The organism is Actinoplanes sp. GCM10030250, assembly GCF_042666575.1.
GTDB lineage: Bacteria > Actinomycetota > Actinomycetes > Mycobacteriales > Micromonosporaceae > Actinoplanes.
On record NZ_JBHTDO010000024.1, the window covers coordinates 22,438 to 49,233 of the forward strand.

The window sequence follows — 26,796 nt, forward strand, 5'->3', positions numbered from 1 at the left end:
GTCTTCAGTGGACGCAACCGGCAACCGGAGCAGGGAGTGATCGATCACATGCGAGCGAGCCGGGTGTTGGCGTCCTTCGTGCTGGCGCTGGGCGCGCTGACCGGCTGCGGCACGGGCGAACCGGAGTCGCCGGCCCCACCCACCACGTCGGCGCCGGATCCGGCGTCCGCCTTCCTGGAACCCGGCCTGCGCTTCTCCGAGGAAGCACAGCAGGCTTACCTGGTTGCGCTCGAGCAGGTCGACGCGAAGCTGGCGCAGGATGACCAGGCCCTGGAACACGGCATGGCCATCTGTGTCGACGACGTCCGGGCAAAGACAGATGCCGAGATCATCAAGAACGCCGCGGCCCGGCTCGACGTCGACGACGCCACCGCGACGCAGATCGTGCAGGCGGCGAGAACCAGCCTCTGCCGGGTCTGATCACCCTCGATACGCAAGGCCACGCGCCGGGCTCTTCCGGCGGATCGGGGCGCGCCGCCACCAGGTCAGGCATCGCCACGCCCACTCCACCGGGCCGTACCGGAACCGCCGCAGCCACCACCGGCTCCACACCGCCTGGACCACGATGATGCCGGCGGTCAGGCCGGCAACGGCCGGCAGGTCGGCCACCTCGTTGATGCCGAGCAGCGGCCCGATGAGCAGGAACAGCACGGTGGCGCTCAGATAATTCGTCAGCGCCATCCGGCCCATCGGCGCCAGCACCGCGGAGAGCGCGGACCCGGCGGGGGTGCGCAGCACCAGAAGCAGGCCGCAGCAGTAGGCCAAACCGGTGACGATGCCGGCCAGCGGGTCGAGCAGGCTGACCCCGCCACCGGGCCCGCCGATCACATTGACGAACGGTAGATCGACGTCACGCACCACGAGCACGATCCAGACGGCCCCCAGGGTGGCGAGGACGGCGAACGCGATCGCCACCCGCCCGGTGCGCCGCTCCAGCCCGGCCGGCACGTCCAGCATGGCCAGCGCATACCCGAGCGCGAGCAGCCCCGGAATCGGACCGTACCCGACCACCAGCTGAGCGCCGGCGAACAGCAGCACGAGCGCGACGACCAACGCCGCTCTCCCGCCGACGTAGCTCAACGGCAAAAGAACGATCAAACCCCCGATTGCGTACGCCGTGAGCGCTTCACCCGGATGGACCAGGAAGTGGATCGCCCCGATGACCAGCAGCACCACCAGCCGCCGGGCCAGCACCAGGCGGGGCCGATCGGTGCGCGACCTCGCCCGGCGCAGGAAGATGCCGAACCCGATGCCGAACAGGATGGAGAAGATCGGGTAGAACCGCTCGTAGAACAGCACCTGCACCGGGAGCGGCAGCTGCGTGGCCGTCCCGGCGGCCGCACCGCGGAACACCACCTGCTGGTAGATGTTGATGATCAGAATGCCGCACAGGGCGAAGCCGCGCAGCGTGTCGAGAGCATGGATGCGCGGGCCCGCGGTGGACAGGTCGTCGAGTCCTGGGTCCACGCCGGCGTTGCGCGTCACTCGGGTCATGCCTCGATCCCAGCGCGCCGGAACCCTGTCGTACCAGCGGGGAACGTCGCGCCCGGACCCTACTTTCGTCGCAGGGCCGTGGTCGGTTCGTCGCGACCGTGCTCGCACGGCGAGCCCTTCACCGTCGCCTCGACTAACCTGCCAGCATGCGCCGCGGTCGAGCACTGACGGTCGCCGTCGACCTGGTGGTGGCCGGTGTCGCGGCGGTCATCGGCGGCGGGCTCGAGCTGGCCGACCCGGACCACGCCACCAAACACCTCACTGCGCCGGCGTGGGTCTACGTTGCCGCGCAGGTGGCCGCCGCGGCGATGCTGCTGGCACGCCGCCGGCGCCCGTACTCCGCGGCTCTGACGATCGCGGCGATCAGCCTGTTCGCTCCGGCGTGGGCCGCCGTGCTCGTGCCGTACTCGGTCACCGCCTACGGCGCCGCGCCGCGATGGCGGCCATGGGCGGTGATCGCGGTGCTGACCGCGGCCTTCCTGACCGGAGCGCAGGCGTGGGCGATCGAGGACCCGTTCACCGCACCCGTGGTCATCCTGTTCTCGGCGCTGCTCGGCCTCTACTTCCGGGCCCGGCGCGGCCTGGTGGCCGAGTTGACCGACCGGGCCGAACGGGCCGAACGGGAACGCCTGCTGCTCGCCGAACAGGCCCGTGCCGACGAGCGCATCCGGCTGGCCGGTGAGATGCACGACGTCGTCACCCATCGCATCAACCTGATGGTGCTCCAGGCCGGTGCCCTGCGGGTCAGCACCACCGACCCGGACACCAGGGTCGCGGCCGAGGAGTTGAGGGCCGCCGGATGCCAGGCCCTGGCCGAACTGCGTGACCTGGTCGGCGTGCTACGCACCGGGGACCGGCCGCCGGCCCGCGCCACCGATGCGCTCGACGAGCCGTTGCTGTCGGCGCTGATCGACGACTCGCGTACGGCCGGCCTCACGGTCCGGCTCAGCGAACACGGTGACCGGAGCGTCGCGGCCCCGGCGGTACGCCGCACCCTGTTCCGCGTCGTCCAGGAGTCGCTGACGAACGTACACAAGCATGCGCCTGGGGCAGACGCGGCCGTGACCGTTCGTTATGAAGCCCGGGGCATCGACGCCCGCATCGTCAACACGTGTCCTCGCCGGAGCCCCGACGCCGACCTCACCGCGGCCGGTGGTGGCAACGGCCTGCACGGGCTGCGGCACCGGGTGCAGATCGTGGGCGGAACGCTGACCGCGCGGGCCACCCCGGACGGCGGCTTCACCGTCCACGCCACCCTGCCCGCCTACGTGCCGACGGCGGCCTCCCGATGATCCGTGTCCTGGTCGTCGATGACGAACGCATGGTCTGCGCCCACCTGCGAACCATCCTGTCCGCGGCACCCGGCCTCGAGGTGGCGGGTGAGGCCTACGACGGCGCCGAAGCGTTGGAGGCCACCGTGCGCCTGCGCCCCGACGTGGTGCTGATGGACCTGCGGATGCCCGGCGTGGACGGCCTGACCGCGATCGAAAGCATCGTCACCCTGCCGCGACCACCGAAAGTCGTCGCCCTCACCACGTTCGACCTCGACGAATACGTGCTGCGCGCGCTGACGGCGGGCGCCGTCGGATTCCTGCTGAAATCGACATCCCCGGAGGACCTGGTCGACCTGGTACGGGTGGCCGCGGCCGGGCACACCGTGCTGTCCCCGGTGGCGGCGCAGCGCCTGCTCGGCGCCACCACCGGCGGCCCCGCGGCCCGCGACCTGACCGCCGCGCTGACCGAGCGGGAGGCACAGGTGCTGACGGGTCTCGGCGCGGGCCGCTCGAACCAGCAGATCGCCCGGCAGCTGCACCTGTCCGAGGCAACCGTGAAGGGTTACGTCTCGCGGCTGCTGGTCAAACTGGGCTGCGACAACCGTACCGAGGCCGCGTTGCTCGCCCACCGGGCCGGGCTGCTTCCCCGTGAGCTGCCCCGGGACACGTGACGATCCGACCGCCGAAGGAAGGGTTCACCGGCCGCAGCGGACCATGCGCGACCCACAGCCGGGGACTTCAGTCTTGGATGTAGCCGCGCCGGGTCGTCGACCGGTGCTGGTCGGGCCATACCGCACCCGGGCGCCCGCGTTCTGCCATCTGGCGGCGCAGCGCCCGGACCGCGTCCGCACCTGACGCTTCATCAATCAAAGCTCGGGTGTCCGAACGGTTCGGGTCACGCCTGTTCCACTGCTCCAGCAGGTCCCTCAGGCTCATAGCTCCACGATAGCGGCAAGCTCACGCCATGCGCGCGAGCGAGTGAGCAGTTGGTTGCTTCTGTGGCTGGCCTTCCGCTACCCCGTGCACGTCGGCTGGTACGCCACCTCCGGGATGTAGGCGGCCCACTCGTCGGCCGTGAAACCGCCACCCGCTGCCCCGCAGGCGACCGCTGCCGGCTCGTCCCGCAGCGCGATCAGCGACGAGTAGTCCCACAGCACTGCGCGCCGGCCCCCGGCCTCCGCGCCGCCGGCCGTCAGGGTCCGCCCGTCCGGATGCGGCAGCAACGACTTCGATCCCAGCGAGGCGCGCCGCATCGACGCCATCCGGATCGGCCCGGACAGCTCTCCCACGTCCCAGAACGCCACCGAGCCGTCCTTGGCTCCGGTGGTGAGCGTCCGCCCGTCCGGCCCGAACGCCACCGACCACACCGCGGCCTTGGTGCCGGTCAGGATCGCCTGCCGGCGAGCCCGGCCGGTGATGTTCCAGACCGCCGACGTCCGGTCCGCGCTGCCGGTCGCCAGCGTGCGCCCGTCCGGGCTGAACGCGGCGGCGAGTACGGCGTCGGAGTGTCCCTTGAGCGTCGCGAGTCGCACCGGCTTCGTCCGGTCGGTCACGTCCCAGAGGACGACCGACCGTCCTTCGCCCACCGCGACGGTGTGCCCGTCCGGGCTGAAGGTGATGGCCTCGACCCAGTCCTCGCCGTCCAGGAGGCCTACCGGGGAAGGCCGGTGCGGTTCGGTGATGTCCCAGAGCATGATGGTGTACGCCCCGATGTCGAGAGCGAGCGTGCGCCCGTCCGGGCTGAACGTCATCCGCCCGTCCGGTTCGCCGCCGGGCACCCCACCGATTGATTTCGGCGCGCTGGGGTCGCTGACGTCGGTGAGTGTCACCCGCGCGCCGTCCGTCAGCCCGCCCGCGGCGATCACGTCGCCGGCCGGGCTTACGGCCGCCATGCCGATGTCACCGTCACGGACGCGCACGGTGGCGCGCTCGACCGGGCGGGCCCGGTCCGAGACGTCCCACACTGTCGCCGTCCCGTCGGCGTGCACGGTGGTCAGCCGCCGCCCGTCCGGGGTGAGCGCCGCCGTCACCGTCCGCCCGAAGGTGCCGTCCGCCTGGCCGACGGCCGTCGGCTCACCGTGTGCCGCGGCGTTCCACAGGCTCAGCGTGCGGAGGCTGCCGACCACGGCCAGCGTTCGGCCGTCCGGGCTGAACGACATCGATCGCGGGGAATCACCGTGGTCGTTGAGTTCGAGCATGGGTACCGGCGTGTCGGTCAGGTCCCAGAGCCGTGCCGTCCCGTTGTCGTCGCTGCTGGCCATCGTCCGGCCGTCCGGGCTGAACGCCACGGCATGGGACCGGACCGGCGCGGTGTCGCCCCGCTGCGGCTTCGCCGGGTCGTCCAGGTGCCAGAACGCCAGATTCCCCTCCTCGTCGTTGGTGGCCAGCAGGGGCCGGAGTGGGTGGACGGCGACCCGCGCCCACCTGCCGGGCAGCGTGCCCACCTCCGCGGGACGGGTGCGGTCGGTGATGTCCCAGACGGTTCCGGGCGCGCCGGCGGTCACCACGCTGCGGCCGTCCGGGCTGAACCCCAGCGGCGCCGGATATCCCTTGGTCTGCCGGGTGAGCAGGGCGGGATTGGCGGGGTCGGCCACATTCCACAGCGACCACACGCCGTCGAAGTCGACGACGCCGAGCATCTGGCCGTCCGGGCTGAAACTGGTCCACTTGCCCATCTGCTCGGGCACGATGCCGACCAGGACCGGATGTGCCGGATCGGACACGTCGAAGAGATGCGGCGCGAGCTCATAGCCGCCGGAGATCGCGAGCATCCGGCCGTCCCGGCTGAAGGCGGGCTGGGCGGTGAAGAGGAAGCCGTCGAGCGGAGCGAGCCGGACCGGGTTCGCCCGGTCGGACACGCTCCACAACGCGGCCGTGAAATCGGACTCGACGACGGCGATGACGTCGCCGGGCCCGTGCTCGGCGTACCAGGTGTCGTTCATCGTCCCGGCCCGGCGGGTGGAGGCGACGATTCCCGCCAACTCCGTGCGGGCCTCGGTGCCCGGCTGGATCCGCTGTGCGGCGATTCCCAGCCGCAGCGCCGTCACCGGGTCGTTGTCGATCGTCGCTTTCGCCTGGTTGATCAGGCGCCGCCCGGTGGTGACCTTCTTCTGCTCCTCGGCGTTGGCCTCCTGCCGGCGGGCCTCCTCGGCGGCCTCTTCTGCCTTCCGCTCGTTCTGCTCGGCGATGGCCTTCTGCCTGCGGGCTTCCGCCGCGGCCTCGTCGGCCCTGCGCTCGTTCTGCTCGGCGAGCGCCTTCTGCCGGCGGGCCTCCGCCGCGGCCTCGTCGGCCATCCGCTGCTGTTGCTGGGCGTTGCGCCGCTGCCGTTCGGTCTCCGCGGCGGCCTCCTCGGCGAGACGCTGCTGCTGCTCCGCGATGATCCGCTGGCCGGTCGCCTCCCGCGACGACTGCTGCGCCAGCTCGTGTTGTTCCCGGGCCACCGCCTTCTGCTCGCGCGCCAGCGCCTGGGCGCGTTTCGCCAGCTCCTGCTGGCGGCGTGCGGTCTTCTCCTGCCGTTGCGCCTCGGCCGCCGCCTGCTGCGCCGCGGCTTGCTGTTCCCGGGCGCGCTTCTCCTGCTGCTGGCGTTCGGTGGTGGCGGCGTGTGCCCGGGCCTCCTGCGTTTGTGCGTTCTCCTGCTGGCGGCGGGCCTGTTCGGCGTACCGCTCGGCCTCGCCACGCTGGTGTGAGGCGTCCTGCTGCTGGCGCTGAGCCTCCACCGCCGCGGCCGTGGCCCGGTCGGCGTTGTGGTCCGCGAGCACGGCGGTCCCGGACGCCACCACGGTCAGCAGGGCTACGGCCGCCACCGCCAACCGGCGCAGCCGGCGGCCCTGCCGGTGGTGCCGGAGATCCTCGCTCTCCAGCTCGTCCTTGCTGACCCCGTGCATGGGTGCGGCCAGCTCCGCGATCGCGTCCCGGAAGCGGGCGTCGCGCAGGTTCAGCTTCCGGTCGTCGTGCGCCCAGCGCAGGTCGAGGAAGAGCGGCTCCTCGGCGAACACGCCACGCAGCGCGTCCGGCACGGCCGTCGAATCCGCGGACAGGTCGCCGAGCTCCGGGTCCCACCGCCACTCCCCGTCGGTCACCACCGGCAGGATCCGGCCGGCCGATTTCGTCGCGATCCAGTACTCGATCTCCCGATTCACCCACGGCGACCGGGCCGCCGCCGGCGAGGCGAGCAGCACGAACCACTCCGAGCCATCCAGCGCCTTCTGGATCGACGACCACAGCCCGGGCGTCACCGACAGGCCGGTCTGGTCGCGGAAGATCCACAACGCCCGGCGGCGATGCCAGGGCTTCGCAAGCCGGTGCAGTCCACGCTGGACCGCCGGGGCCAGCTTTCCGTCCGCGGCGTGGCTGTACGAGATGAAGCCGTTGAAGCTCATGCCCGGTCCCTGTCGTCAGTCGTCAACGCCGACCGATTGTGCACGCCGGGGGTCCATCGGCGGAATCAGGTACGCGGTCCCGCCGCCGGATCGCCTCGGCGGTCTCGTGTTCCGGTCTCGTGTTCCGGTCTCAGGCGAGCGGAAGTGACGCACCACGTACTGCCGGCCCTGAACCGTCGGGGCGCGCGGAACAGGTTCCGTGCCAGGCAGACCTGTTCCGGGTTTCCGCCCTGTCAATATGGGCGGCATGCGCCACTACACCGCAGACCTGCTCTCCCCGGCCGGTGCCCACGGCACCCTCGCCGCCTACGGGCACTACGGCCGGCCGATGCTGGTGTTTCCCAGCGAGGGCGGGTATGCGGGCGAGTTCGCCGACCGGGGCATGGTGGCGGCGGTCGGCGACCTGATCGAGGCGGGCCGGGTGAAGCTGTACTGCGCCGACTCGTTCGACGGTGGCACCTGGTCAAACGCCGGCCTGCCGATCGAGGAACGTGCGCTGCGGCACGGGGCGTACGAGTCGTGGATCCTCGACGCGGTGGTTCCGCACATCCGGGCGGACTGCGGCGGCGAGGCTGAGATCATGACGGCCGGCTGCTCGCTGGGCGCGTTCCACGCGCTCAACTTCGCCTTCAAGCGGGCCGACCTGTTCCCGGTGGCACTCTGTTTCTCCGGCAACTACGACCCGGCGACCTGGCCCGGGTGGGGCGAGCCGGGCGAGGCCACCTACTTCAACAACCCCGCCGCGTACGTCGCGAACCTGCACGGCGACCACCTCGACTGGCTGCGCTCGCGGCTGTCGATCCTGCTCGTCTGCGGCCAGGGTCAGTGGGAGGACACCACCGGGTCGCTGGAGTCGACGCGGCGGATGTCCGAACTGCTGGCGGCGAAGGGCGTACGCCATGAATGTGATCTTTGGGGTTTCGACGTCCCGCACGACTGGTCGTCCTGGCGCGCCCAGCTCGCCCACCATCTGCCTCGATTCTGCTGATCGCGGAGGTCACTTGTTCCGCCTCGGCGGAATGCGCTCGATCCCAGAATTTTTGGCGGAAGTGTTATACGAGACGCCCCTCAACAGTCGCACGATAGATGCCCCCGAAAAACCTATCGAAAGTTTCGGAAATTGCGCCGCTGGTGGGTTCCCGTGTTACCGCACAGAGAACCCAGGTGAATAGATTGCACTGCCCATGAGAGCGGTATCAGCAGGTAGATGAGGGGTTGCGGACCGGAATGGCGGTCACGGCCTTCGCTGATAGTTCCGAAGGAGTACCGGAAGATATTGTTTCCGGCGCGTTGCCATGCCAGCATGACTTTGGCATTGAAGTCCATCGCTTTTAGCCCGGCTCATGCGCTCCCCCGACAGAGCCGCGAAGGGAAGCTCTTGTGGCAACCAGATCCTTTTCGGTACGAGTTCGAACTCTGCTCGCCGGCGCCGTCGCCGCGGTCGGTGCGCTCACGGTCCTGACGGTGATGCCGGATGCGAACGCCGCGGAGAACACGCTGGGGGCCGCGGCCGCGCAGTCCGGCCGGTATTTCGGTACGGCGATCGCCGCCGGCCGGCTCAGCAACTCGGCGTACACCACGATCGCCGCGCGGGAGTTCAACATGATCACCGCCGAGAACGAGATGAAGCCGGACGCTCTGCAGCCCAACCGGGGCCAGTTCAACTTCAGCTCCGGCGACCAGATCTACAACTGGGCGACCCAGCGCGGCTTGAAGGTCCGCGGGCACACGCTCGCCTGGCACGCCCAGCAGCCGGGCTGGATGCAGAGCCTCGGCGGCAGCAGCCTGCGCCAGGCGATGATCGATCACATCAACGGCGTCATGGCGCACTACAAGGGCAAGCTCGCCGCCTGGGACGTCGTCAACGAGGCGTTCAACGAGGACGGCAGCCGGCGCGGCTCCAACCTGCAGGGCACCGGCAACGACTGGATCGAGGTGGCGTTCCGGACCGCCCGCAACGCCGACCCCGCGGTCAAGCTCTGCTACAACGACTACAACATCGAGAACTGGTCGTACGGGAAGACGCAGGGCGTCTACAACATGATCCGGGACTTCAAGTCCCGGGGTGTGCCGATCGACTGCGTAGGCCTGCAGACCCACTTCACCGGCGGCAGTTCGCTGCCCGGAAACTTCCAGACCACGCTGCAGAACTTCGCCGCACTCGGCGTGGACGTGGCCCTGACCGAGGTCGACGTCACCAACTCGTCCACCTCGCAGTACGCCGGACTGACCCAGGCCTGCCTCAACGTGCCGCGGTGCATCGGCATCACGGTGTGGGGCGTGCGGGACAGCGACTCGTGGCGCTCCAGCGAGAACCCGCTGCTGTTCGACGGCAACGGCAACAAGAAGGCCGCGTACACCTCGGTGCTCAACGCCCTCAACTCGGCCGGCCCGAACCCGTCGTCACCGGCACCGAGCGGCAGCAGCGGATCCCCGTCACCCTCGGCCCCGCCGGCCGGGTCGGGACGGATCGTCGGCGTCCAGTCCGGCCGGTGCCTCGACGTGCCGGGCTCAACCCAGAACAACGGCACCCGGGTCCAGCTCTACGACTGCAACAGCCAGAGCAATCAGGCGTGGACGCTCACGTCGAGCCGGCAGCTGACCGTGTACGGCACCAGGTGCCTGGATGCCGCCGGTTCCGGCAACGGCTCGGCCGTGCAGATCTACAGCTGCAACGGGCAGGCCAACCAGCAGTGGAACGTCAACGCGAACGGGACCATCACCGGTGCGCAGTCCGGGCGCTGCCTGGACGTGTGGGGCACGGGCAACGGTCAGCAGGTGCAGATCTACGACTGCAACGGGCAGGCCAACCAGCGATTCAGCCTGAGCTGAGCCGATCGTGGCGAAGCGGTGCGGCGGCGTCTTCCGCCTCCGCGCCGCTTCGCCGGTGAGCGCCTGGGCCAGCCGATGTAGTCCTCCGTGGAGGAGTCACTCGAGCGGCGATCGGCCGCCGGCGCCGTCACCCGGTGATCAGCCGGCGGAGCCGGTCGTGCCCGCCATGGAAGGGTGGAAGCAAGCGGTGATGGAGAAGACGGGGTCCCAGCCGACTCCCGTCGCCTGCTGGGCGTAGGCGCCCGGCATCCACCACAGTTCACCGCTGTTGAACTCCAGGAGGGGCTGGGTGCCGCGTGTCTGGTTGTTGATCCACGAGCCCTGGCCGGTCCACGGGATGTATCGCTCCACCCAGCACTCCTCCTGGTGGATCCAGTCACCGGTGAAGCGCGGCCCGCTGTACGCGCAGAAGTAGTAGTACGGGCACCCCGGCGCCCGCTGCGCCGACCCGGGCACGGTCAGGTGGAGTTTCGCGCCCTTGAGTTGAATCACGTCGGGCGTCACCTGGGTGGCCGGTTCGCCGAGCTGCGCCAGGTACCGGTCGGCCTTCACCTGCAACGCGTCGGCCTGCGCCGCGGTGAGCCCGGCCGCCCGCGAGCGAGCGGTGAGGTCGGGACGACTGGGCACGCCGGTCCGCGCGCCGGCGTCCGGATCGAACTTGCGCGGCGACCGGACCGGGTCGTCCGCGGCCGCGTACGCCGGCGGGTGAGCCGACGTTGCGGCGGCCGCGCCCAGGGCCGGTTGCGCCGCCGGCAGCGTCACGGCGAGCACGACCGCCACCGCGCCGATGATCTTGCTTCTCGTCATCAGATTCCCCGTTTCCCGATAGCGACAGGATCGCCTCTCAGCGCACACGGCGGCGGCGTTGTTCAGTAGCCCCCGTGAGTGGTGAACAACCGCATTTCACCGAACGGGAAGGACGAACGCGTCGCGTTCGGAGGCGGTGAGGGCCCTGGTGCTGAGAGCGCCCGCCCGTTGCCGGACCTCGCTGATCGGTCCGCAGACCCCGCAATCCCAGATCCGTACGGTGCCGTCGCCGTGCGCGGTGACGAGCCGGCCGTCGGCCAGGAACCCGGCCTGTTCGGTCGAGGCGCCGAGGCCGCGCACGGTGACCAGCTCCCGGCCGGTGCCGGCCTGCCAGATGCGTACGCCGTCGCCGTCCTGGCCACTGCTGGCGAGGAGCCGGCCGTCCGCACTCCAGCCGACGCTCCAGACGACGTCGCGGTGACCGTTCAGGGAGATCGGCGGTCCCTGGCCGTCGCTGGGCCGGATCCGTACGGCGCCGTCCTGACCGCTGACGGCCAGGCGCTTGCCGTCCGGGCTGAACGCGACGGCCCAGACCTGACGGCCGGAGGGCTGATCCGGAATCACCGTGGGCGTCCCCGTACCGTCGGCGCGCCAGACGCGGACCGTGCCGTCGGCGCCCGCGCTGGCCACGCGCTGCCCGTCCGGGCCGAAGGCGACGGTACGGACACCGTCCTCGTGCCCTCGCAGCACCAGCGGTGCGCCGCCGGTCAGCGACCAGACGCGTACGGTGCCATCCTTGGCCCCGCTGGCCACGCGCTGCCCGTCGGGGCTGAAGGCGACGCCGAACACGGGTTTCGTGTGCCCGCGCAGGACCGCCTTCGCAGCGCCCGTCCGCGCGTCCCAGACACGTACGGTTTGATCCCGCCCACCGCTGGCCACCCACCGGCCGTCCGCGCTGACCGCGACCGCGAGCACCTCGCCCTGGTTGCCCCGCAGCGCCACCGGGGCGGCGCGCCACGGGTGCCGCCAGAGGCGCACCGCGGCGTCGACTCCGCCACTGGCCAGCAGCCGGCCGTCGGCGCTCGCGGCGACGGTCCACACCTCGCCGCGATGGCCGCGCAGCACCAGCGGGCTCCCGGCGACGCCGGGATCCCAGAACCGGACCGTGCCGTCGGTGCTCGCGCTGGCCAGCCGCTGCCCATCGGGGCTGAACGCGACGCTCCAGACCGCTCCGTCGTGCCCGCGCAGCACCACCGGGTCCAGCTCGCCGGTGGTGCTCCACACCCGGATGGTGTTGCTGCCGCTGTGGCTGCTGGCCACTCGGCGGCCGTCGGGGCTGAACGCCACGGACTCGACGTAGGAGTCGTTGCCTCGCAGGATCACCGGCGCCGGCGGGCCCGAGGTGGGCCAGATGCGCACCGTACCGTCGGAGCCGGCGCTGGCCAGGTGGCGCCCGTCCGGGCTGAACGCCACGTCCTTGACCGTCCATTCGTGGCCGGAGAGCAGCGTCGGCGTACCCCTGCCGGTGGCGTCCCAGATGCGGATCGGGCCCATGCCACCGACCGCGAGGCGCCGCCCGTCCGGGCTGAAGGCCACGCACAGCGGCGGGCCCTCGACCGGCAGGACCACCGGCGGCCGGCGCCCCGCGGCGTCCCAGATCCGGACGGTGCCGTCGTCGGCGGCGCTCGCCACCCGCTGCCCGTCGGGGCTGAACGCCACGGAGCTGACCTTGGCGCGGTGCCCTCGCAGCACCACCGGCTTGCCGCCGCCCACGTCCCACACGGTGACCCCGTTACTGAAGTCGGCGACGGCGAGACGGCGGCCGTCCGGGCTGAACACCGGGCTCTGCGTGGCCGTGGCGGCCACTTGCAGAATCCGCGGGCCGGGCGACACGGTGTCGGGACCGGTTCGCTGCCACAGCCGGACGGTGCCGTCGTCGCCGGTGGTGGCCAGCAGGCGGCCGTCCGGGCTGTACGCCACGCCGAGCGCCTGGCCGTGGCCGGCGTGCAGCGTCGCGCGTACCCGGGAGTCGGCGACGCTCTGGCGCAGAACCGCCTGCGCCTGCTCGGTGGGCCGGGTGTCGTACGCCTGGACGGCGAGCAGCAGGGCGACCTCCTGATCGACCTGCAACTGGGCACGGGCGTTGGCCACCAGCTGGCTGGAGCGCGCAAGGTCACGCTGTTCGTTCGCCCGGTACGCCTGGACGCCCGCGACGACGGCCAGCACGCTCATCACCACCACGCCTGCCGTCAACCCGGTCAGCGCGAGCCGGACGCGGCGGCGCCGGGCGTTCGCCTCCTGGGCCTGCCGCTCGCGGCTGGCTGTCAGAAACGCGCGTTCCAGGGAGTTGAGGTCCCGCATGCTGCGCCCGTCCCATGCGGCCAGCGGCGCGCCGCGGTAGAGCGCGCCGCTGTCGTGGTCGTGCGAGCGCCACGTGAGGCTCGCCTCGGTGAGCCGGCGGTGCCGTCGCAACTCGTCCCGGCCGGCGTGCAGCCAGTCGTCCAGCCGGGGCCACGCCCTGATCAGCGCCTCGTGGGCGATCTCGGCAGTGTCCGCGCCCAGAACCAGCAGACGGGCGTCGGCCAGCTCAGCGAGTACCGCGGTCGCCTCGGGCTGGTCCAGCTCGTCGCGCCGCACCCGTCGGCGGGTGTCGGGCACCCCCTCCCCCAGTGCCACCAGCCGGGTCAGCACCTGCCGGACCGCGTCCCGGCCGGACGGATCCAGGCCCTGGTACACCGATTCCGCGGTCTGGGCGATCGCCCCGCTCATGCCGCCGGCGGCCTCGTATCCGGCGACGGTGAGGATGTCGCCGCGGCGATGCCGCCACGTCTCCAGCAGCGCGTGCGAGAGCAGTGGCAAGACGCCCGGCTGTCCCTCGGCCTCCGCCACGATCTTGGTCACCAGCGCCCGCTCGACCGTCAGACCGGCGTACCGGGCCGGCTCGGAGACCACTTCGCTCAGCTCGTCCGGGGCGAGCGGGCCCACCGGGACGTTGGCGCCGGCGAGCAGCCGGGCCAGCGGCGCCGACTCCGCGCAGCGCGCGTAGAAGTCGGCGCGGACCCCGATCACGATCCGGATCCGCGGCTCGGCGTCCTCCGCCGCCTCCACCTCCGCCTCCGCCGCCTCCGCCAGCCTGGAGATGAAGGCGGCCCGTTCGGCCGGGTCGTGGCAGAGCGTGAACAACTCCTCGAACTGGTCCACGACCAGCAGCACCGCGGCGCCGGCCGGAGCCCGCTCCAGCGCCTCCCGCAACGCCGTGCACGGCTCGGCGCCCGGCGTGAGCAACGAGGCGTGGCCGCAGCCCCGCCACGCCGGGATCAGGCCGGCCCTCAGCAGCGAGGACTTGCCGCTGCCGGACGCGCCGAACACCGCGACGAAACGGTGCTCACCGAGCATCCGCACCAGCCGCTCCAGGATCCGCCGCCGGCCGAAGAAACGGTCCGCGTCGTCCACGCCGAAGCCGATCAGGCCCACGTAGGGCGCCCTCGCGTCCCCTGCCGGAAGCTGACGGCGTGCGCCGTTGCCCTGCGACGCCACCCACTCGGCCGACGCCTGCCGCCACCGCCGTTCCCAGACCGACGGGTCACCACCGCACGCCCGGACGAACGCCAGCGTCACCGGCAGGCTCGGCAGGCTCCGGCCGCCGGCGGCGTTGGCCAGCGCCGCGACCGAAAAGCCCGCCTCGGCGGCGAGCTCCCGATACCCCGGGTTGCCCACCCGCCTGCGCAGGTCACGAAGCTCCGCGGCCAGCATCTGCACCGGGCCGGCAGTGGGGTCCAGCGGACGTTCCGGACGCGGCATCAGACCCGCCCCCATTCACATGAGTCAATGCTCCTGAAATCAGCATCGCGTGCGGCACGTCGAGAGCGCCGATGCAGTCGGATTGCCGCCAGCACGGTTGTTTAGTGCGCCTGCCCGCTACTGAACAACCGCACGGCTTGCTGCGATGAGGGCGCCTCAACCCTGGGGCACGACAGAGAAATCGATCACGGGGGAACAATGTCTGTTCGATGGCGCGTGCACATATTCACCCGGCTCGGCTCGGGGCGAGCCGGGAAGAACAGGAAGGTGATGGCGTCCGCCGGTGCCGCCGTCCTGCTTCTGACAATGGCTGATCAGGTCGTGCCGGCGCCCGGTACGGCAGCGGCGAAGCCCGCCTGCGTGGCGGGGCGGCAGGACCCACTGGCCGCCGGGATGGCAGCGAGGGCGTGCGGCGGCCGGGTGGAGGTGCTCTCCCAGCGGACCGAGACCACCCAGGTGTGGGCACGTCCGGAGGGCGGCTTCAGCACCGAGATCTACGCCGGCCCGGTTCGCTTCAACGAGGGCGGCACCTGGCAGGCGGTGGACCTGACCCTGCGGCCGGCCGGCGGCGCGATCGAGCCGGTCGGGCATCCCCGCGGCCTGCGCTTCTCCGGCGCCACGACCGGCTCGGGCGAACACGTGCTCGCCCGGGTGGAAACCGGCAAGGATGCGATCAGCATGCTGTGGACCGGCCCGCTGCCCGCCCCGGTGCTCGCCGCCGAAACGGCGACCTACCCGGAGGTCCGGCCCGGCGTCGACCTGCTGCTGACGGCGACCCGGCTCGGCTTCGAGCAGTCGCTCGTGGTCAAGAACGCGGCGGCGGCCGCCCTGGTGGCGACCATGACCGTGCCGCTGCGCTCCGATGACCTGCGGTTCGTCGCCGAAGGCCGGGGCTCGTTCGCGATCCGTGACGCCTCCGGAGCCACCGTAGGCCGGGTGCCGGCGCCGATGATGTGGGACTCCTCGGTCGGCGCGGCCGGCGAACGGACCAGGGAGAAGGCTCTCACCGTCCAGGCCGGGCCGCGCGGATCGGCGAAGTCCGCGGCGGCATCGGCCAAGGGCACGGACGCGGCAGGCGGCACCGGCGCGGTCGACCTGCGGCTCGCCGCCGACCAGGCCTGGCTGCAAGACCCGAAGACCAAGTACCCGGTCACGCTGGACCCGCAGGTTCAGCTGGGCGCGGCCTCCGACACCATCGTGCGCAACGACGAGCTGTCCACCAGCGGCAAGGCCGACCACTCCGGTGCCGACTACCTCGCGTACGGCAAGGCGACCAGCTACCTCGCGCGGTCCTTCATGCAGTGGCCCGCGGCGCAGTTCGCGGGGATGCGGATCACCGGCGCCACGCTGAACCTGTGGAACTGGTACTCGGGCAGCTGCGCGCAGACCGGCTGGCTGGTCTGGAGCACTACGCCCTATACCAACCCCATCTGGTGGGACACCGCGCCGAAGCTGCTGAGCAACGACGGCTACTCGACCCAGACCGCCGGCTTCAGCTCGGCCTGTAACGACGCGTGGGTGAGCGCCGGCGTGGTACCGCTCTTCCAGCGGGCGGCCAACACCAGCGCGCCGACCGTTCACATGGGGCTGACGTCATACAACGAGACCAACCCGAGCCTCAGCTGGAAGCAGGTCCGGTCGCTGCAGGCCCCGAACACGTCGCAGGTCCCCTTCGTACGGATCGATTACGAGAACCCGCGCTACGAGTACGGCGTGAACTATCCGTACGGCCTGGGTGCCGTCGACTACGCCTACTCATCGCCCGACGGCCTGTGGAAGAACCTCGACGGTATGCGGTACGGGCCCAACTACTACAACCAGTTCCTCATCCCGGAGGAGGTGGTGAAGTACGAGCCGGTGCCGCACGAGTTCAACCGGGAGTCGCTCCAAGATCTGGCGGGAAGGCCCGAGTCCCGCTACACGGCCCTGGACAAGAACTATCACCTGCTGTACGACTTCGACCGGGACAAGGTTCTCGACCTGGCTCCCACCGGGTTCGCCTTCCACGAGCACGAAGGCAGGGGTGTGAACGGGGAGAAGCCCGTCCCGGACCAGCGGCCGTTCCACCAGTTCTGGTTCGACGACAACTGGCTGTCCCAATACATGGCCAAGGCCTACGGCCGGACCCCGCCCACCGGCCTGAGCGACCACGGCTACCCCGGCCACGTCCGCTGGCGGATCATCTCCGGCGACACCAACTGGAAGCCCCACGACCAGGAGCCCACCACCGGGAACAACACCGTGGACCGGCTCGCGCTCGACGGCCTCTACTACCTGGCCGCGGGCCCGCAGTCGACCGCCCTGACCAAATGGGACGCGATCCGGGCCAAGACCGGATTCACCTTCAACACCACCACCCGGCTGTACGACTATCCGAAGCTGGAGCACTTCATCAAGGACGTGGATCTGGCCGAGAACTACCACATCGGGCTGGCCAAGCTGCTCATCGACCAGATCCTCGTCCATCACACCGGGCTGACCTCCGTTCAGCGTGGTGACCTGGTGCTGCACTCGGTCTCCCTCCGGGCGCTGATCATCAAAAATCAGCAGCGCAAGACCGGCACCGGGCAACTTCTCGGGTGGACGTCGAGCGCGGACCTGAACGCCGAACCCCACTCGCTGATGAACACCGAGTCGCTCGCGGTGAACGCGCTGGCTCTCGGCGCCGGGGCCAAGCAGGTCTACAGCCCGGGCCAGGCGCCCCTGCAGACCCCGGCCGCGGGCAACTACAACCGGACGAGCACGGGCCTGCTCCAGGCCGTCCCGGGCACCAGCACCCCGGGCCACATCACATTCGGGCCGAACCAGACCTTCGCTCCCGGGTCCTACAACGCGGAGTTCGTGATGCGGTCGAACAACCCGGCCGCCGGCACCGAGGTGGCCAACATCGAGGTGTACGACGCCCGGACCGGCACCTCGGTCACCCAACCGCAGATCCTGACCGCCGGCAGCTTCGCCGTCGACGGCACCTACGACCGGTTCATCCGGTTCACCGTCCCGTTCACGGTCAGCTCGGCCGGCAACAGCCTGGAGTTCCGGGTCTGGTGGTACGGCGGCAGCCCGCTCGACATCGCCGAGATCCGGGTCCGATGATCGCGACGACCTGACAGCCGGCCCTGGTCCGCCCGGACCGGGGCCGGCGAGGTGGCGCGTCTTGATCAGCGCGCTGACGTTGTCCCACGGGAGTTCGTCACCAACGGGTGAACGGCCCGGACTGTCGCCACGCTCAGCCGGAGGCTGCGTGCCGGCGAGGTGTGTGCCGGGTCGCTGACCGGGGTCCAGCGCAAGTCGTCACCGATCGGACAGCACCTCACTCGTCTGTGCGAGAACGCAGTAGTATGCCCACCTTCGGAGGTGGCGTAGTGCAGCGACTACTGCTGGTGATCTTGGTGGTTTCGGCGCTGACTGCTGCTGCCATCGGGCTGGTCACGAACTACGCCTCGGAGAAGGTTCCGCTGTTCTTCTCCGCGGACCCGTGGCGAGTCTGGTTCGTCCTCGGTCTGCTCGTGCAGACCTCGATCATTCTGGTGCTGGTCGGCACGCGAGTCAGCACTGCTCCACCGGTGGGCGACACCGGCCGCCGCCCGGCTTCCCGGGCGGCCGGGCGCCGTAGATTGTTCGCGCGGGATCTCCAGCGAGCCTTGCTGAAGGCCGGGGCGGGGTGGAACGACGACCACTTCACGGAACTCGAGGCGGAGATCGAGGTAGGTATCAAGGCGCGAACCCGGATGGCCCGGCTGCGCCGGCCTCAGTCGGTGCGCCGTGTGCCGTCGCTTACCGACGCGCTCCGCACGAGCGACGAACGCCTTACCGTCTTGGAGGGTGAACCCGGCTCGGGCAAGAGCGTCGCGTTGCGGCACCTTGCTCTCCGGATGGCTGAGCACGCCGGGCAGCGCCCCAGCGAGGACACCGAACTGCCGATCTACGTCAACCTGAAGAATTTCGTCGTTCCCCCGAACGCTCCGGTCTCCTCGGCGCATGTGGAGCAATTCGTCCTGGACAGTCTGAGCCCGCGCCCCAGCAGAGACGTCGACAGGTACCTGCTCGAGAACTTCGAAACCGACCGCGAGCGCGGCCGGCTGTTGTTCCTGTTCGACTCGTTCGACGAGATCCCGGCGATTCTTGCCGAAGCCGAGGCCGGCCCGGTCATCGACGAATACGTCGAGGCAATCGCACGTTTCGTCGGCTTCGGGCACAGCCGCGCCATCGTGGCCAGTCGCGAATTCCGTGGTCCGAGCCGGACGGGGCTGCCCCGGTTCCGGGTGATGCCACTGAGCAGGGAAAGACGCGAGCAGTTCGTCCAGCGTGCTGACCTCGGCACCCCCGAGGAGCAGACTCTGCTCGACGGCATGGACAGCATGGAACTCCACCTTCAGCAGCTCACCGACAACCCCCTCTTCCTGAGCCTGCTCTGCGAATACGTACGCAGTCGTCGAACGATGCCGCGAAACTCACACGAGGTGGTCGAAGACTACGTGCTCCGGCGGCTCACCCTCGACCAGAATCGCATCGCGACCCGGTTCAACGTCGACGTGACCGCGACCAGGGAGTTCGCGGAAGAGATGGCATTCGCCATGCTCGTGGAGCCGGATCTCGGCCTGTCCGCCGACCGCGACCGGATCGAAGAACGGCTCGAACACCCGGAACGAACGGCGAACGCGTCCATCGACGCGCTGATCTACTGCGGACTGCTCCGTACGGAAAACGACGTGCTCGTCACCTTCTCCCACCGGCGCGTCCAGGAGTACTTCGCAACATGCTCGGTGATCCGCGGCCGGGGCAACGTGACACGCACGGAACTCCTCACCGATGGCCGCTGGAGGGAGACCGCGGTGGTGATGCTGCAAACGCAGTCCGGCACGCAATCCGCCGAGATGCTGAATGCGATCGCCGAGCGGCTCCGGTCCTCGTCATCAGCGCCGTTGTGGCCGGCCGGTTCGCTCTACCTCCTGGACCTGATGGCAAGCGCGTTGACGCCCGCCGCCATCGCGCGGCACCCAGTTGCGGAAGCGGCTGACAATCTGGTCGAGCGGGCCTGGTCGGAAGGCGGTCGGATGGACCGCAAATGGGCGGTGGAACTGTGCGCCGCGACCGGCAGCGACAAAGCCGTCGCCCACCTGGACCGAGCGTTCGACAGCGACAGCATGTGGCTGCGCGACGAGGCATTCCGCCAGGTGCGCCGGGCCGTTCCGGCCGCCGCCCACCTCGAACCGCAGATCCGCCAGATGCTCATAGACCTGTCGGCCGATGGTCAATTGCGACGGGAACGCCGGTCGTTGCGCGTCCAGATGCAGCGGCTGCAGGCCACCAAGAAATTGCCCGGGTACATCGACCTGTTGTTGGCCGTTCCTATCGTCACGATCATCGCTTTCCCGCTAGGGGCTGCGCTGATGACGCCGTTCATCCCGGCTGCCGACATGCCTCTGTTCTGGGGGGCCGGCCTCCTTGGCATGGTGTCCTTGTGGTTACTCGCCTGGAGCATGCGGTGGCGAACCGCAAGCCAAAGTTGTTGGGAGAGATACGCCCGCCGCAAGGGGTGGAGAAGGTCCTCTACCAAGGGTATGCCGATCGCAGTCGTGACGGCGTTGATCATGTTATTCCCGGTGGGCCTGTTAGCGGTGGTCCAACTGTTGACGATCCTGACGAGCGGCGTGTCGTCGCTGGCGAAGATCGCAGCAATGATTCTTGCCGCGATCGGGCTGTGGATCGGGCTGTGGCCCTTCGCTGCGCTGCAGGCGGTCAAAGACGGTGCGGTCCTGGCGCGCAGCCGCTGGCCCCTGCTCACCGCAACCTTTGTCGCGGACAAATTCTTCGCGTTCTGGGATGGGGTTCAGGACTTCGCATCCCTTTTCAGTGGGATCCTGGAGATACCACGACACTTCCTTGCGTGGCGCAGGCGGCTCACCCTCCGCAAAGTGGTCGAGCGAGCTTCCGTCGACTCCCGCATCACACGGAGGTTTACTCTGTACCTGTTGATGCTGACGGCCGCAACCGTTGCGGTGTTCGTTCCGTCGCTAGGATCTGTTGGCGTCGTGGCTCAAGTTGTCTTGGCTTTTCTAATCTTCTTCCCGGATCTCAACGAGTCGATCGGCTCTGCGTGGCTCCGGCGACGCGATCGTCAATTGACAGCGGCTTTTTTCCGAGAGCACCGAGCGGCCGACGTCGTCGCTCTGCAGCATGCTCTTGCTCGATTCCGGACTAATTACGGAACTGACATTTTCCTGACCGAGGTCCATCGCCATGAGTTTCACCGCGATCCTGAGACGAACGCGTTCCTGGAATTCCTGAGCATAATGGCTGAGCACCGGCAACGGATTGCCTGGAAGCAGTTCGATGCGGAGGACCGACTACGGCCTGACTGGCTTGAGTGGTGGAACGGGCACATCGATGGCAAGGAATCACCACTTCTAGCGCTGTCTTCCGAAACGGTGGACGGGCTCGGACAAATGCTGGAAGAAACTCGCCGCGAAGGCGCATTCCGAGAGCCGGTCTAGAGGCTCACGACGAAGGACATGCCGGGATCCGTGCGCCGCACCTACGGAGCCCTCCGGCGCGACAGCTTGTCCAGGTCGCGAACGCAGAAACCGTGGTGTTCCCATTCCTCGTTGAGCACAGTGCTGAGGCATTGCCGCACGCTCCGGCCCTTGGCATACGGAGGCCATCTGTCGTCGTCGGGCACCGGCGCGGGCTCGGCGAGCTGCTCGGGTGCGACCTCGGCCAGCCACGCCTCCACCTCCGACGCCTGCCGCTCGCGCACGGTCAGCACTTCGCCGAGACCCGGCCGGGCGGACCTGTCCAGCCCCAGCCCCTCCTGATCCGGCACGAGCGGAACCGCCAGTCCCATCGCCGTGAACGGCTCGGTCAGCCCGAGTACGCAGCGCCGAAACCACGAATCGTGCACGAAGACCAGATGACGCAGAGTCTCGACCATCGACCACTCGCCGTCGACGCCGACATCCTCGCTGCCCTCGGCCATCGATCTGGCCCGCTCGATGGTCGTCGCCCATGCCTCCCGCAGCTGTCGCCAGGCCTCGCGCAGGTCGGCCGGTTCATCGGAACGGATCAGCAGCCGCACCGGGTGGCGGCGGTCCAGTTCCGCCTCGACGTACGACGTCACCTCCACGCCGTTGACCACCATGTTGGTGACCAGACCGTCGATCTCAACGTCCTGCATGACCACACCGGCCAACCGCGCCCTGCTCAGGTCACACTCGCGGAACTCCGCGCCGGTGAGGTCTTCGTCGTTGAAGCGTCGCATGCGAAAAAGACTAATTCACACCGTACGCACAGCCGGGGCAGGTTTTCACTCGGTGCTCAACAGCACGTCGATCAGCAACAGCAACTTCTCTCCCGGAGTGCGCCTCAGCCGGGGCACCGGTAATGGCACCATCGCTTCCACCAGAGGCAGGGCGAGGGTGACCGGCACCCGGCGCCGTGCCGCTGGGGCACCCAGCCGGGCACTCCACCGCTCGGCGGCGCCGTCCAGCTCCACGAAGATCTCGTCCGCCCCGGCCGCGTCCCCGGCCTGCAGGCGCCCCACGAGTTCCGTCATACCGGCGCGGTAGGACACGACCTCCGGCTGCTCACGCAACCACGTGACGGCCCGGCCGAGGCTCCATCCCCGCTCCTGCGCCACCGACGAGACGTACCGGCTGAGTGCCGGAACGGGCAGCTCGGGGACCGACTCCCCCAGCCACCGGCGCCGGCGCTGCGCGTACCGGGCGCGAACCTCGCCGGTGAAGTTCTCCATGATGGACGACGTGAACCCGTACCGGGGAACGTCCTGATCCGGGGCCTTCTGACGGTCGAGGAGCAGGTTGGCACCCACCGTCTGCTGGAGCGCCAGGTAGTGGAAAAGGCGCATCAACGTCGCCAAGGTGGTCAACTGCGCCACTCGGTAGGCACGCCCGTGGACCCGGTTCTTGATCTCCGACAGCACCGGCCCGCTCTCGGGATACCGGTCCAGCTCGGCGATCACCATCGTCCACGGGTACGAGGGCATGTCGTCTCCACCGAGTTCGGAGACCGGCAGCAATTCCGCCCCCGGCCGGATCTCGCTGTCCGCGACGCTCTCGAACATCTCCGCGATTCTGCGGTACAGCCGGGCCCTCTCGGCCGCGTCCGGGGTGAAGATCTCGACTCCGTCGTCGAGGTCGGCGGTCCAGTTGAGAAACTGCCGGTTGTACGCGACGGACGGGCCGTCGAGGATCACCCAGTCGTAGAGGACCAGGCTCTCGATGACGAAGGAGTCCCGGGGAAGCTCGTCCTCGGGCAGCTCCCACCGCTCCAACTGCAGGCGCAGCAACGTCGCCGTATCGATCAGAAGCGGTGTCATGGCACTGTCCGGCATTGCAGCCCTCCCGCTCGGTTTCCCCTATGAGCACTATGCTCAGCGCGACATCGCCGCTTCTTCTGCAAGGCCTCCTCGACTCCTGACCGGCCGGTCAGCGATGTGCCAGGAGCTGGGCTGCGGTCAGGCCGAGCGCGACCACCGCTGCGATGACGGTGACGAGGATCGACTGGGTCAAGACGTAGGCGCCGGCCACGCTGCTGGTCGACGCTGTGCACAGGGCGACGGACGCACTGACATTTTGGTTTTCCGGATGCTGACTTGATTTCACCGTGGTACCCGCCTTCTCAGATCGATCAGCCTCGACTTCGCCTGACGTCTGATAAGGGTCACCCCACTCCCGAATCGTGCAAGATCACTGAGGCCCCGGCATCCGGTGGCGGGCGCAGCTCCATCGCGTGACGGCCGGCCAGGCACTTGGACCAGTCGGCCACCGCATCGCTGAACATCTTCTCCTCATCGAGCAACCTCCGGCGGCCACCGACCCACTACAGGTTGCCAGCGGTGTAGAGAGCATGCAATCACCACAATCCTGCAACAAAGCTGCAAACGATACTCATTGACTCGTATCAATCGCTGGTGTCATGTTGGAGATGTCCGTTTCTCAAGACCCACCGGCGTCATCCCCACGAAGTCACACGCTGCTGTGACGACAGCCGGTTCCGCCCACCTTCTCGTCGAAGGCGGGCCTCCCCCAAGGAAGGTCCACATGAAAAGACCGCGCTTTCTCATCGGTGCCGCCGTTCTGGCCACAGCCCTGGCCGGTTCGATCGCGACGGTGAACCTGGCGTCAGCCGCCACCGACGTGAAGGTCACCGCGTCGATCAAGGTGACCGGCACCTTCGACGGCGGCGGGAATCGCTACATCGGCTCCGGCAACCTCGGTAGCGGTGGCCAGAACGAGGGCCAGGACCCGATCTTCGACCTGGCCGCCGGCGCAACCCTGAAGAACGTCATCCTGGGCGCCCCGTCCGCCGACGGTGTCCACTGCGCCGGCAGCTGCAAACTGACGAACGTCGTCTGGCAGGACGTCGGTGAGGACGCCGCCACCTTCCGCGGCAACAACGCCACCGTCGTGATCGATGGCGGCAGCGCGGCGAGCGCGTCGGACAAGGTGTTCCAGGACAACCGCGGCTCCGGCGGGTCGGTGACCATCAAGAACTTCAAGGTCTCCAACTTCGGCAAGCTCTACCGCTCCTGCGGCAACTGCTCCACCCAGGCCGCTCGCAAGGTGACCATCCAGAACGTCACCGCCACCAGCGGCAAGGTGATCGCCGGCGTCAACACCAACTACGGCGACGTCGCGACGCTGAAGGGCAACAACATCGGCAGCATCCCGACCTGCTGGCTTTACACCGGCAACAACACGGGCGCCGAGCCCAAGAAGACCGGCACCGGCGCAAACGGCAAGAACTGCATCGTTTCCTAGCGCAACTCAGTCGGCAAAAAGGCGGAAGCCGTCCGAATGAACGTCGCTCGGACGGCTTCCGTTGGGCTTCCCGCGCGCCTGACCCGCCCGGCGTGTGGATCGACAGGCCGATGTCAGCGACAACGGCTCACCTCACGCCGCGAGGATGGCCGTGAATCGGTGCCGGGCCAGGTCCAGCTGGCTGCGGATGTGGTCCTTCACGTCTGCGTCCAGGGGCGTGTCCGCCCGGTCGAGGAAGTCGCGGAGCACGGGTACGGCTGGGTCGTATTTGCGGGCGGAGCGGGTGACGAGGGGTCCGGCGGAGTGGATGATGCCGACGCCGTTGTCGGTGAAGTCGGACAGTTTGATCACGCGGGCCCACGGGTCGTCCAGTGCCGGCCGCAGGTGGTCGAGATAGTGCGCGATGCGGTCGGTGCCGGGCGGGCAGGCGGGCGTGGTCACGGCGGCAACCAAGCCGGCCACCCGCCGGTTGAACCTGGACGCGATCGCCGCGAGTGCCTGTTCGATGGGCGGCGGTCCGTGCTCGGCGATTCCGGCTACCGCCGACGGCTGGTCTTCGACCGTGTCGTGCAGGAGCGCGGCGATCAGTACGTCGGGGTCGGTGACCCGGTAGTGGCACAGGATCCGCAGGGTCACCCGTAGAGGGTGGTTGATGTAGGGCTCCCGGGTGCGGTGCTGTCCGGCGTGCACCTGGGTGGCCCAGGCGGCCGCGTCGGCGAGGGTTCGCCGGTGTGGTGGGGCGAGCCGGTCCGATTCGACGGCGAGGCGGCGTTGCAGTCCGGCTTCGCCGTACACCTCTGTGACCGCGTGCAGCGGCATGATCCGTAATTGGGTGGCCGGTATCCGAGCGGGTTGATCGTCCCGTGTGGTCATGCATTGATGATCGGCGGGCGCGGTCTAGGACAGAACTATGATCTGCCGAGACTGCTATAGGCTCGTTCTATGACTGGAATGCGGGTGACCTCCGACGCGCTGGCCGCTTTCGCGGTCTTCGCCGACCACCTGAACATGACCCGGGCCGCCCGGCAGCTGCACATCAGCCAGCCGTCGCTGCATTCCAAACTGGCCACCCTCTCCCGCGAGCTCGGCCGCCCCCTCTACGAACGGGCCGGCAACCAGCTGCAGCTGACACCGGACGGGCAGTTGGTCGCCCGGTTCGCCCGCGAACACCAGGAACGCCTGCAGGTGTTCCTCGACGAACTACGCGGGGTCCCGACCAACCGCCCCCTGGTGCTCGCCTCAGCACACACCGCCTACCTGTACCTGCTCGGTGGCACGATCCGCCGCATGCTGGCCGAACGGCCCGGCAGCGTGCGGCCACTGCACACCAACCGGCAGCAGATGCACGCAGCCGTACGGACCGGCCGCGCCCATCTCGGCGTATTCACCCTCCACGTGCCACCCGCCGACCTGATCGCCACCCCGATCGCCGCCTACCCACAGGTCCTGATCATGCCGCACGACCATGCCCTCGCCCACCGGCCTGACCTGCGGCTACGCGACCTCACCGGCACCGAGCTGATCGTCCCGCCCGCCACCCGGCCACACCGGGTCAACCTGGAACGCGCCCTCCAGGAAGCCGGCGCCGACTGGACGGTCGCCGTCGAAGCCGAAGGCCTGCCGATGACACTGGACTTCGCCGCACTCGGCGTCGGCCTCGCCATCGTCGCCGGCTGCGTCCAACCCGCACCCGGCCTGGTCACCCGCCCCGTCACCGACCTCCCCCACGTCACCTTCTACGCGATCCACCGGCCCGGCGCCCTCACCGATCCCCGCCTGGCCGACCTGCTCGACCGTATTCGAGCCGACATCCCCGCAACCGCCAAACCCGACTCGCGACAGTCGGCGCCCGGCGGCCACTCCGCCTGAATACGCCTCGCAGACCACTGACCAACCGCCCACCACCCCGGAGTTGACGCACGCCTATACTGGTCACATGACTAGGAAAACGTTGCGGCTGATCGGTGCTCACGAGATCCGCGTCCAACTCGGTGGAATCAGTCGGCAACGCGTCTACTCGATCACCGGCCAAGAGCACTTCCCGAAGCCCGTAGCCGAACTGGCAGCAGGCAAAGTGTGGCTGGCCGAAGAGGTCGAGGCGTGGATCAAACTGCGCCGCCCAACCTTGAGGAACTCTAAGTAGATCCCTAGTCGTGGCATGTGAGTTCGTCGCCTCATCGGCATATGCCTTTGGTTGGTGATGCCGACAGCAGCGTGGTCGAATGCAGCCATGCCAGCCGCCGAATCGCACCGGGAACTCATTCGGCGCTGGTTGCACGGCGAGACGGTGAACGGCCACGTGGGCGTGCGGTTGCGCGGCAGACCCGGGGACGGAAGAACCAAGATTGTGCAGCTGGACAACCAGGAAAGGCCTCCAGACCGATTACGGGTACGGCGTGGCGGCGGGAGGTGGCACGTTTACTCGCTGACCGCCGAGGCGACCGAGCCGTCAACGTGGATCTACCTCTACAGCGGCGAAGACGGACTCTC

Annotated in this window: 18 protein-coding genes; 10 read left to right on the plus strand and 8 right to left on the minus strand. The window is 69.3% G+C overall.

The annotated features are described in order from the left end of the window. Positions 1-48: 48 nt before the first annotated feature. Positions 49-420 (plus strand): DUF732 domain-containing protein, encoded by a 372-nt coding sequence (locus tag ACFQV6_RS27325; RefSeq protein WP_378030458.1) that lies wholly within the window; start codon positions 49-51, stop codon positions 418-420. Here ACFQV6_RS27325 and ACFQV6_RS27330 read toward each other — a convergent pair whose 3' ends face one another. Next, positions 421-1,494 carry a DUF418 domain-containing protein gene (locus tag ACFQV6_RS27330; protein ID WP_378030459.1) on the minus strand — a complete coding sequence of 358 codons (1,074 nt, stop codon included), beginning with the start codon at positions 1,492-1,494 and terminating at the stop codon, positions 421-423. Between the two features lie 146 nt (positions 1,495-1,640). Between ACFQV6_RS27330 and ACFQV6_RS27335 the strand changes: the two genes are divergently transcribed. Next, positions 1,641-2,786 carry a sensor histidine kinase gene (locus tag ACFQV6_RS27335; RefSeq protein ID WP_378030460.1) on the plus strand — a complete coding sequence of 382 codons (1,146 nt, stop codon included), beginning with the start codon at positions 1,641-1,643 and terminating at the stop codon, positions 2,784-2,786. Continuing rightward, on the plus strand, positions 2,783-3,439 hold the full coding sequence (locus ACFQV6_RS27340) for a response regulator (RefSeq protein ID WP_378030461.1): 657 nt from the start codon (positions 2,783-2,785) through the stop codon (positions 3,437-3,439). The genes ACFQV6_RS27335 and ACFQV6_RS27340 overlap by 4 nt, the downstream gene beginning before the upstream one ends. Before the next feature lie 67 nt (positions 3,440-3,506). Here ACFQV6_RS27340 and ACFQV6_RS27345 read toward each other — a convergent pair whose 3' ends face one another. Together ACFQV6_RS27345 and ACFQV6_RS27350 are read right to left on the minus strand one after the other, a co-directional pair. Then, complete coding sequence (locus ACFQV6_RS27345; RefSeq protein ID WP_378030462.1) at positions 3,507-3,704, minus strand: hypothetical protein; 198 nt, start codon at positions 3,702-3,704, stop codon at positions 3,507-3,509. A 77-nt stretch (positions 3,705-3,781) separates the two neighbouring features. Then, positions 3,782-7,147: a TIR domain-containing protein gene (locus ACFQV6_RS27350; RefSeq protein ID WP_378030463.1), complete on the minus strand. Its 3,366-nt coding sequence runs from the start codon at positions 7,145-7,147 to the stop codon at positions 3,782-3,784. Positions 7,148-7,394: 247 nt separating this feature from the next. Here ACFQV6_RS27350 and ACFQV6_RS27355 point away from each other — a divergent pair, with 247 nt between their 5' ends. Both ACFQV6_RS27355 and ACFQV6_RS27360 read left to right on the plus strand, forming a co-directional pair. Beyond that, a complete protein-coding gene (locus tag ACFQV6_RS27355; RefSeq protein ID WP_378030464.1) occupies positions 7,395-8,135 on the plus strand; it encodes an esterase family protein in 741 nt (246 codons plus the stop codon). A gap of 392 nt (positions 8,136-8,527) precedes the next feature. Further along, positions 8,528-9,979: an endo-1,4-beta-xylanase gene (locus ACFQV6_RS27360; protein ID WP_378030465.1), complete on the plus strand. Its 1,452-nt coding sequence runs from the start codon at positions 8,528-8,530 to the stop codon at positions 9,977-9,979. Positions 9,980-10,117: 138 nt separating this feature from the next. On the opposite strand, the gene ACFQV6_RS27365 is transcribed toward ACFQV6_RS27360, so the two are convergent. Beyond that, on the minus strand, positions 10,118-10,786 hold the full coding sequence (locus tag ACFQV6_RS27365; protein WP_378030466.1) for a hypothetical protein: 669 nt from the start codon (positions 10,784-10,786) through the stop codon (positions 10,118-10,120). 96 nt (positions 10,787-10,882) lie between these two features. Beyond that, the gene (locus tag ACFQV6_RS27370; protein WP_378030467.1) at positions 10,883-14,527 is read right to left on the minus strand and encodes a hypothetical protein; all 3,645 of its coding nucleotides are present in this window, start codon (positions 14,525-14,527) and stop codon (positions 10,883-10,885) included. A gap of 306 nt (positions 14,528-14,833) precedes the next feature. Here ACFQV6_RS27370 and ACFQV6_RS27375 point away from each other — a divergent pair, with 306 nt between their 5' ends. Together ACFQV6_RS27375 and ACFQV6_RS27380 are read left to right on the plus strand one after the other, a co-directional pair. Beyond that, positions 14,834-17,620: a DNRLRE domain-containing protein gene (locus tag ACFQV6_RS27375; protein WP_378030468.1), complete on the plus strand. Its 2,787-nt coding sequence runs from the start codon at positions 14,834-14,836 to the stop codon at positions 17,618-17,620. 269 nt (positions 17,621-17,889) lie between these two features. Further along, on the plus strand, positions 17,890-21,021 hold the full coding sequence (locus ACFQV6_RS27380) for an NACHT domain-containing protein (protein WP_378030469.1): 3,132 nt from the start codon (positions 17,890-17,892) through the stop codon (positions 21,019-21,021). Positions 21,022-21,062: 41 nt separating this feature from the next. Here the strand turns inward: ACFQV6_RS27380 and ACFQV6_RS27385 are convergent, their stop codons facing one another. Both ACFQV6_RS27385 and ACFQV6_RS27390 read right to left on the minus strand, forming a co-directional pair. Then, positions 21,063-21,785 carry a DinB family protein gene (locus tag ACFQV6_RS27385; protein ID WP_378030470.1) on the minus strand — a complete coding sequence of 241 codons (723 nt, stop codon included), beginning with the start codon at positions 21,783-21,785 and terminating at the stop codon, positions 21,063-21,065. Positions 21,786-21,830: 45 nt separating this feature from the next. Beyond that, positions 21,831-22,862, minus strand: a complete 1,032-nt coding sequence (locus ACFQV6_RS27390) for a hypothetical protein (protein WP_378030471.1) — start codon at positions 22,860-22,862, stop codon at positions 21,831-21,833. A 724-nt stretch (positions 22,863-23,586) separates the two neighbouring features. On the opposite strand from ACFQV6_RS27390, the gene ACFQV6_RS27395 reads away from it, so the two are divergent. After that, positions 23,587-24,306 carry a pectate lyase gene (locus ACFQV6_RS27395; RefSeq protein WP_378030472.1) on the plus strand — a complete coding sequence of 240 codons (720 nt, stop codon included), beginning with the start codon at positions 23,587-23,589 and terminating at the stop codon, positions 24,304-24,306. A gap of 132 nt (positions 24,307-24,438) precedes the next feature. Here the strand turns inward: ACFQV6_RS27395 and ACFQV6_RS27400 are convergent, their stop codons facing one another. Continuing rightward, positions 24,439-25,179: an HD domain-containing protein gene (locus ACFQV6_RS27400; RefSeq protein ID WP_378030473.1), complete on the minus strand. Its 741-nt coding sequence runs from the start codon at positions 25,177-25,179 to the stop codon at positions 24,439-24,441. 69 nt (positions 25,180-25,248) lie between these two features. On the opposite strand from ACFQV6_RS27400, the gene ACFQV6_RS27405 reads away from it, so the two are divergent. Further along, positions 25,249-26,175 (plus strand): LysR family transcriptional regulator, encoded by a 927-nt coding sequence (locus ACFQV6_RS27405; protein ID WP_378030474.1) that lies wholly within the window; start codon positions 25,249-25,251, stop codon positions 26,173-26,175. A gap of 67 nt (positions 26,176-26,242) precedes the next feature. Then, positions 26,243-26,449: a helix-turn-helix transcriptional regulator gene (locus ACFQV6_RS27410; RefSeq protein WP_378030475.1), complete on the plus strand. Its 207-nt coding sequence runs from the start codon at positions 26,243-26,245 to the stop codon at positions 26,447-26,449. Positions 26,450-26,796 lie beyond the last annotated feature (347 nt).

Bases quoted from the DNA above. Each gene is read 5' to 3' on its own strand.
- ACFQV6_RS27325 (WP_378030458.1), top strand. From the start codon at position 49: ATGCGAGCGAGCCGGGTGTTGGCGTCCTTCGTGCTGGCGCTGGGCGCG.
- ACFQV6_RS27330 (WP_378030459.1), bottom strand. From the start codon at position 1,494: ATGACCCGAGTGACGCGCAACGCCGGCGTGGACCCAGGACTCGACGAC.
- ACFQV6_RS27335 (WP_378030460.1), top strand. From the start codon at position 1,641: ATGCGCCGCGGTCGAGCACTGACGGTCGCCGTCGACCTGGTGGTGGCC.
- ACFQV6_RS27340 (WP_378030461.1), top strand. From the start codon at position 2,783: ATGATCCGTGTCCTGGTCGTCGATGACGAACGCATGGTCTGCGCCCAC.
- ACFQV6_RS27345 (WP_378030462.1), bottom strand. From the start codon at position 3,704: ATGAGCCTGAGGGACCTGCTGGAGCAGTGGAACAGGCGTGACCCGAAC.
- ACFQV6_RS27350 (WP_378030463.1), bottom strand. From the start codon at position 7,147: ATGAGCTTCAACGGCTTCATCTCGTACAGCCACGCCGCGGACGGAAAG.
- ACFQV6_RS27355 (WP_378030464.1), top strand. From the start codon at position 7,395: ATGCGCCACTACACCGCAGACCTGCTCTCCCCGGCCGGTGCCCACGGC.
- ACFQV6_RS27365 (WP_378030466.1), bottom strand. From the start codon at position 10,786: ATGACGAGAAGCAAGATCATCGGCGCGGTGGCGGTCGTGCTCGCCGTG.
- ACFQV6_RS27370 (WP_378030467.1), bottom strand. From the start codon at position 14,527: ATGCCGCGTCCGGAACGTCCGCTGGACCCCACTGCCGGCCCGGTGCAG.
- ACFQV6_RS27375 (WP_378030468.1), top strand. From the start codon at position 14,834: ATGGCTGATCAGGTCGTGCCGGCGCCCGGTACGGCAGCGGCGAAGCCC.
- ACFQV6_RS27385 (WP_378030470.1), bottom strand. From the start codon at position 21,785: ATGCGACGCTTCAACGACGAAGACCTCACCGGCGCGGAGTTCCGCGAG.
- ACFQV6_RS27390 (WP_378030471.1), bottom strand. From the start codon at position 22,862: ATGACACCGCTTCTGATCGATACGGCGACGTTGCTGCGCCTGCAGTTG.
- ACFQV6_RS27395 (WP_378030472.1), top strand. From the start codon at position 23,587: ATGAAAAGACCGCGCTTTCTCATCGGTGCCGCCGTTCTGGCCACAGCC.
- ACFQV6_RS27400 (WP_378030473.1), bottom strand. From the start codon at position 25,179: ATGACCACACGGGACGATCAACCCGCTCGGATACCGGCCACCCAATTA.
- ACFQV6_RS27405 (WP_378030474.1), top strand. From the start codon at position 25,249: ATGACTGGAATGCGGGTGACCTCCGACGCGCTGGCCGCTTTCGCGGTC.
- ACFQV6_RS27410 (WP_378030475.1), top strand. From the start codon at position 26,243: ATGACTAGGAAAACGTTGCGGCTGATCGGTGCTCACGAGATCCGCGTC.